Annotated in this window: 14 protein-coding genes and 1 pseudogene; 5 read left to right on the plus strand and 10 right to left on the minus strand. The window is 42.5% G+C overall.

Features of this window, described 5'->3' with window-relative positions; genetic code table 11:
• Positions 1-84 precede the first annotated feature (84 nt).
• Positions 85-954, plus strand: coding sequence for a class I SAM-dependent methyltransferase (locus T546_RS0112455; RefSeq protein ID WP_026891889.1), 870 nt, complete (start codon positions 85-87; stop codon positions 952-954).
• On the opposite strand, the gene T546_RS0112460 is transcribed toward T546_RS0112455, so the two are convergent.
• From T546_RS0112460 to T546_RS23485, 3 genes are read right to left on the minus strand one after another with little or no spacing between them, the layout of a single operon-like run.
• Entirely contained in the window at positions 937-1,974 is a 1,038-nt protein-coding gene (locus T546_RS0112460) for an acyltransferase family protein (RefSeq protein WP_026891890.1), read from the minus strand. The two genes, T546_RS0112455 and T546_RS0112460, sit on opposite strands and share 18 nt — an antisense overlap.
• A 35-nt stretch (positions 1,975-2,009) precedes the next feature.
• Complete coding sequence (locus T546_RS0112465) at positions 2,010-2,864, minus strand: MurR/RpiR family transcriptional regulator (protein ID WP_026891891.1); 855 nt, start codon at positions 2,862-2,864, stop codon at positions 2,010-2,012.
• Between the two features lie 28 nt (positions 2,865-2,892).
• Positions 2,893-3,600 carry an N-acetylmannosamine-6-phosphate 2-epimerase gene (locus tag T546_RS23485; RefSeq protein ID WP_051629798.1) on the minus strand — a complete coding sequence of 236 codons (708 nt, stop codon included), beginning with the start codon at positions 3,598-3,600 and terminating at the stop codon, positions 2,893-2,895.
• 174 nt (positions 3,601-3,774) lie between these two features.
• Between T546_RS23485 and T546_RS0112475 the strand changes: the two genes are divergently transcribed.
• Positions 3,775-4,233: a hypothetical protein gene (locus T546_RS0112475; protein ID WP_026891892.1), complete on the plus strand. Its 459-nt coding sequence runs from the start codon at positions 3,775-3,777 to the stop codon at positions 4,231-4,233.
• Positions 4,234-4,386: 153 nt separating this feature from the next.
• Positions 4,387-5,685, plus strand: coding sequence for a S8 family peptidase (locus tag T546_RS0112480; RefSeq protein ID WP_026891893.1), 1,299 nt, complete (start codon positions 4,387-4,389; stop codon positions 5,683-5,685).
• A gap of 55 nt (positions 5,686-5,740) precedes the next feature.
• Here T546_RS0112480 and T546_RS0112485 read toward each other — a convergent pair whose 3' ends face one another.
• From T546_RS0112485 to T546_RS0112500, 4 genes are all read right to left on the minus strand, one after another.
• Positions 5,741-7,414, minus strand: a complete 1,674-nt coding sequence (locus T546_RS0112485) for a DUF5722 domain-containing protein (protein ID WP_026891894.1) — start codon at positions 7,412-7,414, stop codon at positions 5,741-5,743.
• Between the two features lie 202 nt (positions 7,415-7,616).
• Complete coding sequence (locus tag T546_RS0112490; RefSeq protein ID WP_034599196.1) at positions 7,617-8,693, minus strand: ABC transporter substrate-binding protein; 1,077 nt, start codon at positions 8,691-8,693, stop codon at positions 7,617-7,619.
• Between the two features lie 19 nt (positions 8,694-8,712).
• Entirely contained in the window at positions 8,713-9,477 is a 765-nt protein-coding gene (locus tag T546_RS0112495; RefSeq protein WP_026891896.1) for an ABC transporter ATP-binding protein, read from the minus strand.
• Between the two features lie 12 nt (positions 9,478-9,489).
• The gene (locus T546_RS0112500; RefSeq protein ID WP_051629800.1) at positions 9,490-10,581 is read right to left on the minus strand and encodes a FecCD family ABC transporter permease; all 1,092 of its coding nucleotides are present in this window, start codon (positions 10,579-10,581) and stop codon (positions 9,490-9,492) included.
• A 214-nt stretch (positions 10,582-10,795) separates the two neighbouring features.
• Between T546_RS0112500 and T546_RS0112505 the strand changes: the two genes are divergently transcribed.
• Both T546_RS0112505 and T546_RS0112510 read left to right on the plus strand, forming a co-directional pair.
• Complete coding sequence (locus T546_RS0112505; protein WP_026891898.1) at positions 10,796-11,626, plus strand: helix-turn-helix domain-containing protein; 831 nt, start codon at positions 10,796-10,798, stop codon at positions 11,624-11,626.
• Entirely contained in the window at positions 11,623-12,384 is a 762-nt protein-coding gene (locus tag T546_RS0112510) for an alpha/beta hydrolase (protein WP_026891899.1), read from the plus strand. Before T546_RS0112505 ends, T546_RS0112510 begins: the two co-directional genes overlap by 4 nt.
• A gap of 48 nt (positions 12,385-12,432) precedes the next feature.
• Here T546_RS0112510 and T546_RS0112515 read toward each other — a convergent pair whose 3' ends face one another.
• The 3 genes and pseudogenes from T546_RS0112515 to T546_RS26445 form a co-directional block, all read right to left on the minus strand.
• Entirely contained in the window at positions 12,433-12,882 is a 450-nt protein-coding gene (locus T546_RS0112515) for a DUF6194 family protein (protein WP_026891900.1), read from the minus strand.
• 260 nt (positions 12,883-13,142) lie between these two features.
• The gene (locus T546_RS26440; protein ID WP_242842233.1) at positions 13,143-13,283 is read right to left on the minus strand and encodes a hypothetical protein; all 141 of its coding nucleotides are present in this window, start codon (positions 13,281-13,283) and stop codon (positions 13,143-13,145) included.
• Positions 13,284-13,502 (minus strand): annotated as a pseudogene (locus tag T546_RS26445) (creatininase family protein); the annotation flags it as partial.
• Positions 13,503-13,723: the final 221 nt, after the last annotated feature.

Here is a 13,723-nt window from a genome sequence, read left to right on the forward strand (position 1 = left end):
TACTTGACGGTGATAGCTCTTTCCAGTATAATCATAGAATCGTAGGAAATATAGGATTGTTAGATAGAAAGGTTGGCACCGATTATGTGGATTGCAGACGGCTGGAAAGATTATGAAATTATAGATTGTTCAGAAGGAGAAAAACTGGAGCGCTGGGGAAATTATATTCTTGTTCGTCCTGACCCTCAGGTTATCTGGTCCACTCCAAAGACAGAAAAGGGCTGGACCAAGATGAATGGCCATTATCACCGAAGTGCAAAAGGCGGCGGTGAATGGGAATTCTTTCACCTGCCGGAGCAGTGGACCATTAGTTATAAGGAGCTGACATTTCAGCTTAAGCCCTTCAGCTTTAAACATACAGGACTCTTCCCGGAGCAGGCGGCAAACTGGGACTGGTTCCGTGATAAAATAAAAAAGGCCGGACGGCCTGTAAAGGTATTAAACTTATTTGCATACACCGGAGGCGCTACCTTAGCTGCCGCAAAAGCCGGAGCTTCTGTCACCCATGTGGATGCTTCCAAGGGAATGGTCGGCTGGGCCAAGGAGAATGCCCGCTCCTCTAATTTAGAATCTGCAAACATTCGCTGGATCGTAGATGATTGTGTGAAGTTCGTGGAAAGAGAAATCCGCAGAGGCAGTAAATACGATGCCATTATTATGGATCCTCCTTCCTATGGAAGAGGACCTAAAGGCGAGATCTGGAAGATTGAAGATGCCATTTACCCATTGGTTCAGCTTTGTTCTCAGCTTCTTTCTGATACTCCGCTGTTCTTCCTTATTAATTCTTATACAACAGGACTGGCACCTTCTGTATTGTCCTACATGTTATCCACGGAAGTTGGTGCGAAACATGGTGGCAAGGTTGAGGCCGGAGAAGTTGGACTTCCAGTTACCAAAACAGGTCTGGTACTTCCCTGTGGTGCATCAGGACGATGGTCATCGACCTCCGTTTAATAAGCACCAGATCCTTGGGGTGAATCTCCGTAAGAAACAAGCGATATAATAGCTAAAAAAAACGCATATGACCGGCATGAATAAAAAGATTCCAATAGGAATTTCCGGAAGGGACGGGAGCAGAAATGCTCCTGTTTTGTTTATCAGTCTCACCATGGCAAAATGTATGGCATAGAGGAAAAAGTTCTGCTTCATCCATTCCTTTGCTTCAAACAGAAGAAAATCTGGTACTATAAGCCATAAGGCCACGGGAACAAACAAGCGAAATAACACGACAGAGGCTGCCATCTCTCCCGGTGCTTCCCCAGGAAAGTCAAAGCCGTATACCAGATAAGATAAAATAAGCAGCAAAAAACCGGCGAAGAACTTCTTTCTATCCCAGCTTTTTTCTACAATCTCTTTTCCATGAACTGCTGCAAAGGCTCCAACCGAATAATAGAGCATGGCATCCAGATTTACAAATCTCAACTCAACACCTGCATAAATAGCAAAGAAGATACCCAGGATAAATATTCCCCCTATTACTTTCTTCTTTATTATAAGGTAGATGAGAGGTGCCAGTATTACAAGGATTATGAGCTGATTCAAATACCAGAACACGTAATTATAGGTATAATGAAGAACCGCATCCACAGCCTTAACGATGGAAAAAGGAATTCTCCCCTTACCCATAATATCTCTTATCACAGGAATCCTGCTTCCTATAACATATCCAAGATAATATAGAAAATTCCATACAATATAAGGAACCAGTATACTGCGTATCCTGGAGTTCCATTTGGGCCAAAGCAGCTTCAAGGCAAAGGTTCGAAAGAAAAGGTAGGAAGAAATCAAAAAAAAGCCAGGCACAGCCACCTGCGCGATGGTATCTCCTAAAAAGCGCTCCAGATAATCGGTACGGTAGGCGGTTTTGGTAGCACCTAAAAATAGCACTGCGTTATAGGAGTGGACCCAGATAACCAGAACACTAAAGAAAAAGGTAAACCAGATGATTTTATTTCTAAACTTCTGCTCTTCCATAGGTCCTCCTTTCTTCCTTATCTAATAGTAAATGATTAACACATCTTATCCAGGACTGATGCCGATACCTTCTCATTATTCCTGTCACACTGTTCAAAATACCTTCTATAATATTCCGTATACATTAAGTCGATGAGAAATAGCTGGCTGATTTCAGAGGAGGTAGACCCACCCTGAAGAGGACCTTCATTGGCACCGCATAAAAGAGTCATATCTGCAAAGGATGTAAGAGGCGATTTTAAGAACCTGGTGATGCAGATGGTAACTGCTCCTGCCTTTTTTGCAAGCTCCGCAGTATGTATGGTATCCTTAGTGGAACCGGAATAGGAAAAAAATACGGCTGCCTCTCCCTCTGTCATCATGGAAGCCGCCATGGCCTGCATATGAGCATCCTGAAGGCAGAACACCTTCGGCTCTATTCTCATAAACTTATTTGCAGCCTTTAGGGCAGATATCATACTGGCTCCAACTCCAAAAAAGCAGATCCGTTTCGCCTCATATAGAGCATCAATGACCTTGCCAAACTGCTCCTCATTTAAAAGAGAATATGTCTCTTCCAGAGCACTCATATTCGTATTAAGTACTTTTCTGGAAACCTCCTGAAAGGAATCCCTTAAGCTGATGTCTCCTTCTAAGCGTCCCTGACCGGTCGTCTCATCGTGGAGGCTTAAAGACAACCTCATCTTAAATTCCTGGTAGCCCTTTAAATCTAAGGTCTTACAAAAACGGAACACACTGGTATCTCCTACCTCACACGCTTCCGCAAGTCCGGTGATTGACATAAACAGGACCTCTCTGGAATTTTGCAGGATGTAGTCTGCTACCTTTTTCTCCGCCTTAGTAAATTGGTTGTACTCCAAACGGATTCTGGTTAAAAAATCCCCCTTCATATTATATACGCTCCTTTTTATCCTTATCTCATTTCATTTCATTTCCATTCCGACATCCGGAACCGGAAATAAAATAATTGGTGATATCTCTTGGCCTTGTTATGGCACTTCCTACCACTGCCGCAAATGCACCAGCAGAAAATGCTGCCTTTAATTGCTCTGGTGTCCAAATGCCTCCTTCTGCAATGACCGGCCTTTTTATGTCCTTCGAAAGCTGTTTCATTAATAAAAGATTGGGAAGCTTCTCATCTTTTGTCTCCTGGGTGTATCCGCTTAGGGTAGTTCCGATTAAATCAAAGCCAAGGAAAGATGCTTCCATTCCCTCCTCATAGGTGGCACAATCCGCCATGAATAACTGATTGGGGTATTTTTCCCGGACTTCTTTCCAAAAGTCTTTGAGAGTTTCTCCCCCAGGCCTCCGTCTGCTGGTGGCGTCAAGGGCAATGATCTCTGCCCCACAGGAAACCAGCTCATCTACTTCCTTTATGGTTGGAGTTATATATACTTCACTTCCAGCGTATTCCTTCTTTACGATTCCAATGACAGGAAGCGTTACCGTTTCCTTAATGGCTTTAATATCTGCACTGGAATTGGCCCGGATTCCCACTGCACCGCCCTCTTTTGCCGCATATGCCATTCGGGACATAATATAAGAACTGAAGAGAGGTTCATCCTCAAGTGCCTGGCAGGATACAATCAGGCCGCCCTTTAGCTTATGAAGAATTTCTTCTCCCATAATCTGCCCCCTTTCCATTAATAGAACAATCATATCATAAACAAAAAATATATTTCAATATAATTCAATCAGAAAATTATTTTCTTATATCAAGTCTATTTAAGTTTAAATTCAGTTAAGGGACACAACTTAGTGGTATACTTCTATTATTTCATATACAAAGGAGGAAACAACATGAGTATTTCTAATGTATCTGGTAGTTCCACCCAAGATTATCAAATGGAAATTCAGCTGCAAAATGAAAAAGAAAAAAAAGCTGCGGAACAAGCTGCATCCCAACAGGTACAGGTTACAGCGTTAACTGAATTAGGAGGAACCGCTGCTCCCAATGTACAAACACAATCTTCATCAATAAAACAAAGCCAGGATACCATTGAGATCAGTGCAGAGGGCCGAGCTTACCAGCAAAAATCCCAAGCTGCAGCTATAACCGACTCTACCGAATCAAATGATTCAAGCAGCCAGAACCTGACTGGTCTTACAGAAGATGAAATACAAAAGCTGGTTGATAAAGGGACCATAACTCAGGCTCAAGCAAATGCCGAATTGTTAAAGAGAGCTTCAAAAGAGGATCAAAAGGAAATGTCTGCTGATATGAAAGACCCCGAACTTTATATGGATGACGAATCATAAATGGAAAACCCGGTTGAAAGCCGGGTTTTCTTCTCGTTAAACTCACCAGAAAAATATTCTTTTTTTTCACATAATTTTGAGACCTGACGCGTAGGGTTTATGGTATAATACCAATAGTTTCAATGAATGCTTCATAGTAAGGAGAAAGAAACCATGAAAAAAAGAACTAGAGCCGCAGGTCTGTCCCTTGCCATTTTGATTGCCGGCCTTTCCTTTCACTTCACTGCCGGAACACCGTCAGACAATCACTCAGGGACCAAACCAGAGCTCCGCTCGTTTTCAACCGACGAAGGACAAGCCCTTCACCCCCTGGCCATAGGACCCGGACTTGTCAATCTTTCCCCGGCCGATGAGTTTTCCACCTACCAGTGGGGATTTAAAAATGACGGGGAATTTCGTCTTGTGGAATTAAAATCAAAATTCCAGGCCGTTGACAACGTTTATGACGGGTTAAAATCCAGCATGGGCCTTGGACTTCCAAAGCCTGGCCCAGGAGATTATGAATCTAAGGTTACAAAAGCAGTACCAGGAATTGATATTGATATACAGCCCGCCTGGGAGCTCTATGATAAGGCAGGAGAAAAACGTTCTGTGACGGTTGCTATCATAGATACAGGCATTGATATACGACATCAGGAGCTTAAGGACGCCATCTGGACAAACCCTGGAGAAATTGACGGCGACGGCCTGGACAATGACGGAAATGGCTTTGTAGATGATATACACGGCTGGAATTTCTACTCCGGAAACAACAAGGTGTTCTCCGGCAATGAAGACAGCCATGGGACCCATGCAGCTGGTACCATAGGGGCCGCAAGGGGTGCTTACGGAATTGCAGGAATTACGGATAACAAATACGTTAAGATCATGCCTATAAAAGCACTTGGCGGAAAGGAAGGAACCGGAACTCCTGAAGCAGTGATTAACGCCATCCGCTATGCGGAAGCCAATGGTGCTTCCATCTGCAATCTTAGCATGGGAACCTCGGCCTACAGCGAAGAACTGGCACAGACCATTAAAAATTCTCACATGCTGTTCGTTGTCTCCTCTGGAAATGGAGGAATCTCAGGCCTTGGTTACGATACGGATGCAAATCCTGTTTATCCTGCCTCCCTTCCCTACGACAACGTAATCGCCGTAGCCAATATTCTTTTTGATGGAACCTTAAGTAAGGATTCCAACTTCGGGGCAGCCAGCGTGGATATTGCCGCTCCCGGTACTTATATCTTAAGCACCATTCCAAATAACAAATACGGGTTTATGAGCGGTACCTCCATGGCCGCTCCTATGGTAACCGGAGTGGCTGCCATGGTATATTCTTACCGTACCGATATTGCCTTATCCGATGTAAAACAGATTCTTATGAATTCCAGCAGAAAGCTTGATTCATTAAATGGAAAGGTAGCCAGCGGCGGTCTTTTAGACGCATACAGCGCCCTTAACTGGAAATAAATAAACGGCAGCAAGGATTATATTCCTGCTGCCGTTTCTTTATTTATTTCTTTCTTTATTTCTCAATGGACTTCCAACGGAAATCCGGAACTACGTCAGACCACTTTTGAATTCCAATGATGGATTTTGCAAACTCTGTTGTTTCCAGAGTGTATTTCTTCTTATCAATATCCTTAAATACCTGCCAGATCTTCCGGCGCTTGGTTGCTACAATATTGTCGCCCTGGTTCATAGCACATTCCCAAAGACCAAAGGACAGTCCGCTTCTAACTTCCAGAGGCGCATCCACCTGACGGCTTAAGATATAAGCATCAATGTAAGGATTGCTGTCAACCAGGTAATAGGAATAAGCGAATGCTGCAGCCTGAACCTGTGGGATATTGCCTCGTGACTGGCTGGTAGCTGTAAATCCCTGCTCCGTAAGTATGATATGGCGTACATGGCCGGTAGGAGACTTTAATGCATCCTGAGCCATATAGTTGGTAAGGGTAGTCAAGTTTTTAAAGTTGATGACAGGGGAGTTATAATCATTGGTGATCAGTCCTGTTTTATCATCATCCCAGAACTCCGGCTCTGTCATTGGGCATGGATATGGGTGATAGGAAAGTCCCCAGTCCATCTGACCCTGATCATTGGCGATGGAGTTAAAGGTATCTACAATGGCTTTTCCGCCGTATTTTACCTTGTTATCAATCTCATTGTTCCAGTTGTAATCCAGGGAGTAATATACCCTGTCATTGGCACTGGTACTCTTAATCGCTGTATAGAACACGCGAAAAGCATTTTGATACGCCTGAACATAGCTGGTAATATCTCTGGCTCCTACGTAGTTCCATTGCTGGTTATTGATCTCATTTCCAATAATCCAGTTTGAGATCTTTCCGCTGTTAGGGTTGGAACCACTGTAGCGTTCTGCCAGGAAAGAAGCAATGGCTCTGGTCTGATCAAGTCCTTCGGGAGTCGCTGTATTAAACATATAATAAAATGCTGTGGAACTTTTCTTTGTGCCGGGGTAGATGAGGTTCGGAGTTTTATCATTCCATCCGTTTAAGATAATAGCTGTAACAGTCATTCCTTTTCCGGACAAGGCGCTGATGGTCTCATCATATCCTTTAATTACATTCTTATCAAAATGATAGGTCTTACCATCAAACTGATAATCAATGCCTTCACCAAGAATCTGATGGAAAGCGATATTGGTAGCAACATGCTTTACACCTAACTCAAAGGCATCCCCTAACATATTTAACTCAATGTTTAATCCCTTTTTCGTAAGAGGAGCGTTGAAAGCTGTGGTATTGGCTGCAACCATCTCAGGGTTTGTTATGTAATGAGGCTTGCTAACTTCTATGTATTTGGTTCCATCCCATACAGCCACTACGAATTTGCTGTAAAGTCTGTCCTGAGGGGTATTCCTGTTCAGTGGAAATGTAAAGGTAACCGTACTGTTTGGTGAAGCCTTTGCCGCGTAATCCGTTCTTCCATCCAGGTTGGACTGATAAGGCTGCAGCTCTACCAGATAAAGAACTCCGTCTGTTCCTTCCATGTTTGCAGTGTTTGAAATTTTAACGGTCACATTATTTTTATCTGAATTGATGAGACAGGACTGAATTTCTGCCTGTACTCCTGCCGAGCCCACATCTGCAAGTGAAACAAAGGCAGTCGCACAGCATAAAAATGCAGCGGAAACAAGTCCGGTTAAGGCCCTGCCTATCTTTATTCTCTTCATGTTCGCATTCCTCCATATTGTCATAATCACGTCATTTAAGATTCCTTACAATGATAACCAATTTCCCTGATATTTACAATAACGATTTTATTACTTATTTGTAATAAAACCTTAAGGCTTCTGCGAATTCAGAAAGAAAAACAGGGCAGGGATTTCATTTAAAATCCTATGCCCTGCCCTCTTATTTCAGACAATTATTTTATTATTTTGCCGATTCCGGATACAGAAAATCTGCCAGAGCTTCCATACAGTCAAAGGTTCGGTACCCTCCACCCATAAGCTCATTGTACTCAACGGTTATTATTTTCTTATTTTCAATGGCCTTTACACTTTTTATTACGTCATTGGAAAGCATGGACTCCACTGCGTTCTTATCATTTTCTTCATTATGGGTACCAAGGACATAAACAATGACATCAGGATCCATGGAGATCAGATTCTCTGCGGACAGGGCGCTTCCGCCTTTTTCCAATATATTCTCAGCATGAAGACGTTTTAACAGATCATTTTGAAGAGAGGCATTTTTTCCATAACCGCCAAAGCTTCCATCCTTATAATTTACCATAAGAAGTACCTTTAATGGCTCTCCCTCAACAGATTTTAAACGCTCTTCTGTCTTAGCAAGGCGTGCGGTAAAATCATCCGCCATTTTCTCTGCCTGCTCTTCTTTCTCAAAGATCTTACCAATGTTCCTTATATCTTCTATAATAGATTCCATTGTAATATCCTGATCCATTCGGGTAGACTCCTGAGTATAGGCGGCAATGCCCATATCATTTAAGTCGCTGACAGAACCAAGTGTTTCGGGGGTAAAGGATTTTACTCTTCCCACTACAATATCCGGTTCCATGCCTACTACCTTTTCCTTGGATATATCACGCTTGTCCGCCAATACGGGAATGGCATCATAAGCAGCTGCTAAATCCTCTGTAGTAGGATTGTCCTTTAAAACGGTTGCTATGATACGGTCGCCAAGTCCAAGTTTTAGTAAAAGCTCCGTGCTTGTCTGATTGTTGGTTATTATCTTCTGAGGTGCTTTTTCTATCTTTTGCTCATGGCTGGTTCCGTCTGCATCATAGGCGAAATATGTAATCGGAAAACCAGAGGTCTTTTCACTAGCTGAAGTCTGTGATTCTGCTGCCTGCTCTGTAGTTACCTGTTCCGCAGATGTCTGTGTCTCAGAAGCGGACTCTGTTTTACCATTTTGGGCGGTACATCCTGCGGTTGCGACAGCGATTGCACAAACGGCTGCCATAGTTAGAAACATTTTCTTTTTCATTATTAATCTCCTCTTTTTATTATGAAATCATATATTGAATGGCCAACTGACCTGTCTTTTCATCAACGGCCACCGACGCACTGACATCATAAATGTCCCGTATCATCTCTGTTGTAATCACATCTTCTGGTTTGCCCTGTCCCATTACCCGGCCATCTTTTAGCATATATATGGTATCGCAGAACATGGAAGCCAGGGAAAGATCGTGAAGCGCTGCCACGACGCAGATATCAAGCTGCTTAACAATGGACAGGACCTGAAGCTGATATTTGATATCCAGATGGTTGGTCGGCTCATCCAGTATCAGAATCTTTGGCTGCTGGGCCAATGCTCTGGCTAAAATGATTCTTTGCTTTTCTCCTCCGGACAAGGTGGAAAATTTTCGTTTGGAGTAAGACTCCATGCCCACTTTTTTAAGAGCATCGGAAACGATCTCATAATCTTCCATGGTTTCCTGCTCCAGTCTCTTTTTATGCGGAGTACGCCCCATCATAACAATTTCTTTTACGGTAAATTCAAAGCTTACCTGATTAAACTGGGATACTACCGCCATATTTTTGGCTCTTTCCTTTTCTGGTATCAGGGAAATGTCCTTTCCATTCATAAGTACCACTCCACCGCTTGGCTTTAAAACCCGATAAATTGCTTTTAACAGCGTGGACTTTCCGCTCCCATTAGGACCTAAAAGGCCGGTAAAGTGATGGCTTTCTCCCTTTAAGGATATGCCCTTTACAATCTCTGTGCTTCCTATATTCACTCTTAAGTCTTCTACATTCAGTTCCATTCTTTATCCTCCTTATCCTTCCCGGAAGGAATAGCTTTTCCGTACCAGAATATACACAAAGAACGGCGCACCAATGAGTGCAGTGACAATTCCAATGGGAAGCTCTGAATTGGGAACGGCGATTCTTGCAAAGGTATCCGCCCAAATCATGAAAACAGCACCTCCCACGGTACAAAGAGGTGTCAGTCTCCGGTGGTCAGCACCTGCCACAGCTCTGGTAATATGTGGAATGATAAGTCCAACAAATCCGATAATTCCGCAATAGGCAACCAGCACTCCGGTTAATAAGGAGGCTGCCACCATATACAGCCTTCGGTACTTAGCAACTGGAATTCCAAGAGTCACCGCAGCTTCATCCCCAAGAAGGAGAGTGTTTAAGGTTCTGTATTGAAATAGAAATCCCACAAAACAAATAATGGTAAGGACAACTGGAAAGAAGATATTCTGCCATTTTGCCCCTGCAAGAGAACCCATGGTCCAGAATTTTACGCTCTGCATTCCCTGGGCATCACCTGCCATAAATATGATAAAATTACTGAGGGCATTACATAGAGCATTGACTACAGTACCGGAAAGCACCAGCTTGGAGCTTGTCATCTTACTTCCCATGGAAGCCAGCATTAACACGCAAAATGCTGCTAACAGTGCGCCTGCGAACCCCCAGAAGGAACTGGCATTGATGGAGAGCCAGCTAAGGGAACCGATACCAAGCATGATGGAAAAGGTGGCGCCTAAGGATGCACCAGATGAAATTCCCAGAATATAGGGCTCTGCCAAAGGGTTCTGAACTGCCGCCTGCATTGCCATACCGCAAAGAGAAAGCCCGGCTCCCACCGCGGCACCAAGAATCACACGGGGAAAACGTATTTCCCAAATGATATTAACCTCTGAAAGACGACTTGTGAGGGCTGGATCCATCTGTATTCCAAAAAGCTTATCCAAAAGGATTGCATAGGTATGAGACGGCATTATTTTCATGGAGCCAAATGACATGGACAATACAACGGACAAAAGGAGCACAAATACCATTCCCGCTAGCATCAGCCCAAAAGCCTTACTGCTCTTTTGATTTTCTATGTATGCCTCTGAAATATGTTGATTCAAAGAGTAGGTCCTCCTTCTATCTTATTAGCTATAACTAACCGTAGATTATTATACGGATTGATGTTCAAAATAGGAATAGAGAATTCTGTAATACCATGGACAATTATTGAATGTATTCCGATAAAAAATATCACCACTCCATCATACGTTGACTTCCAAAAACAATGGAGCTATAATAGCTAAAATGTAGATTTATGAAAAAAGGAGGACGCACATGTCTGATTTTCGTACCCAGTTAGCAGAGGAATATGCCAGATTTCCATTGACAATTCAAAAGGCCGCCTCCTTTACAAAGCTGCCGGGACAGGTACCGGCTTCCTATGAAACCACACGGGCGGCCTTTATCTTTCCAGTGAGCGGAAAAGCTGTTATATCTTTTGACAATCAGACCTTTACAGCCGTACCTGGAAAAGTCATTCATGGCTGTCCCGGTAAAAAACTCACCTTTTATATTGAGGGAGACGAACCATTTTGCCATATTAATCTTTATTATGACCCCTTCGATTCCCAAGGCAGGGGCACAGATTTTATCCATTCTGCCTATGAGCTTGAAATTATAAACGGAGCAGAGGTTGATGACTGCCTGGAAGAGTTGCTGCGGCTCTCTCACTGCCATGATATACGTTCCCGGTTTCGAATGAATTTTACGACTCAAAAGCTTTTTGATGCCTTATTCTGTTCCCAGCTTAGCAAACAGGAATCAGAAGAGCTGAATTTTATCAATGAAGCGGCCTTATTTATACGAAACCATCATACAGAACCTCTGACACTCAAGGAAATCGCCGGTCATTTTGGAAAAAGACCTGAGAACTTTTCTTATTTATTTCACAAGGTCATGGGCATTCGCCCCATTGATTACCTGATTGAATACCGGCTGGAAACAGCGGCTGCTCTGTTAAATGAAAATGGCTGCAGCGTCCGGCAAGCGGCTGTCTCCGTGGGATATAAGGACGAGTTTTATTTCAGCCGATTATTTAAAAAGCATATGGGGATTGCTCCAAGTAAAATTAAAAGTGGATGGCAAACAGAAAGGAAGAAATTATGAATTCAGAACATTTAGATAGAACCCGTACTATAATAGAGACTCAGTGGGAAGACCACAAGATTTTTATTTATCTCCCCCCGACGTGGAAACAGAACGAAAACAAAATTTACCCAGCTATCCTTGTGCAGGATGGAGATCAGGCTATGAAGGCTCTGGTACCAGTACTTGACGAATTGGAGGCCCTATGGAGTGAGAATAAAGGCAAGGAATTCATTCTGGTCATGATATGTCCTCTGGACCGGCTCTCTGAATATACTCCATGGCCAGCTAAGGCCATGGCAACACGTTTTCCTGATTTTAAGGGAAAGGGAAATGAATACCTTAAGTCACTGGAAACAAATCTCCTTCCCTGGTTATTGGAACATTACAGGGTTGATTCCGATAATGTTTCATTGCTTGGTTATTCTCTGGGCGGCTTAATCAATGTATACGCTCTTACCATTCAGGATTGCTGGCGCCATGTGGCTGGGATCTGCAGTTCGTTTTGGTATGATGGCTGGATGTCCTGGCTGGAAGAAAACAGCATTGGAGAAGGGCTGATTTCCATCTACTTACATTATGGCACCATGGAGGGGAAGGGGAAATCAGGACCAATGGAACATGCAGCCAGATATGCAGAAGAGACCGGACAACTCCTGTCTCAAATGCTTCCAGGTAAGGTCACGGTCTCTAACGATGAGGGGGGACACCATTCCCTGGCTGGAGAGCGTTATCGGAATGGGTTGTTGTGGCTGAATGAAGAAATAGGCAAGTACTAAGGAAATGGAGTGAAATTTTTCAATTACGCCATCCCGGCGGCTGCTTAGTTAAACCTTTCGCTTAGCAAACTTTTGTTTTGCAAAATCATAGGATTCCTGAATCAATGGTTCAAATTCTTCCCATGTTTCAGGTGATGGATTTATCACACATACCCAACCCATCCATGCATAAACTGGGTGGGGCATAATGGTATTAAGAGCTGTAAAATCATAATCCATTGTTACAATTTGTCCAGCCTCCGGGCGCTTTGGAATACTACCAAATTTTTTGATAAAGGTTTCTTTTCTAATTCCTGCATTGACCCGATACACATTATCCCGGTTTAGTAAGGAGCCTTTATCGTTCTCACCATCCTTTTCTTTGATTGTGAGAACGTAGACTCCTCTTTTTAAAACATGACCCGGATTGTAGAAAATTCCTTTTTCTCCCCAGCTTTCAGTTAAAACTACATCTGGAAAATTTGATGTACAATACGTAATTATTTCTTCCGGTTTCATATATTTTCTTCCTTTATGATATTGCTTCAGCAACATACTTACATAATATAGAATAAACTTGCTCTACACTCTGTCTATTGTTCTCGTATTCTGATGGATTTCCTGCGTATCCTAAAGGTACCACATCTCTCGCAGCTTTACCACCTTGCATCCAATCGTACATACTCTCATAGTTCAAGTAATAATCACTTAGATCTTTTACTTCTTTATAATCGACATGATCCTAAAAAAATGCTGCATTTCGGCAGTTTCATACGCTCCTACATGTATATCCAATAAACCATTTTATTCAGGAAAGGAATATCCGGATATTGTGCTTTATCTATAAATATATATTCTTCACTTCCATTTACACCATAATGTGAAATTTCATAAGGTTCCATAAACAACTTTATTTTCATGCCATGTGTCTCATATGATGCCCTAATAACATCCAAAATGGTCTTAATATGCAACGAGTCCCCGTGCATATTAAGGCAATAAACCCTTTTAAATCCAAAGCGGTTTAAGTTCTCAAAAATATCACATAAGACCCTTTTTATAGTTTCTTCTTTTAATGAAAAAGAGCCCGAAATGCCACAAGTACAATAATTAATCCCCCAATAATACGGTGGTGCAATTAGACACCTTCTCCTTCTCTATTATACAACAAACTTAATACGAGAAAAAACCATTATACTGCAGGTGTCTCTAAAGAAATATAAAGCCATGTTGATGCTTTTATTTGCGCCTATTATTAATTAGGACAATTATTGCAATGCCTAATCCTAATGCTATTATAAAAAGTATCAGTACAGAATATGAAATTCCAACCATATTATCTCCCCCCTTTATGTTTTTT

This window comes from [Clostridium] aerotolerans DSM 5434 (assembly GCF_000687555.1).
GTDB lineage: Bacteria > Bacillota > Clostridia > Lachnospirales > Lachnospiraceae > Lacrimispora > Lacrimispora aerotolerans.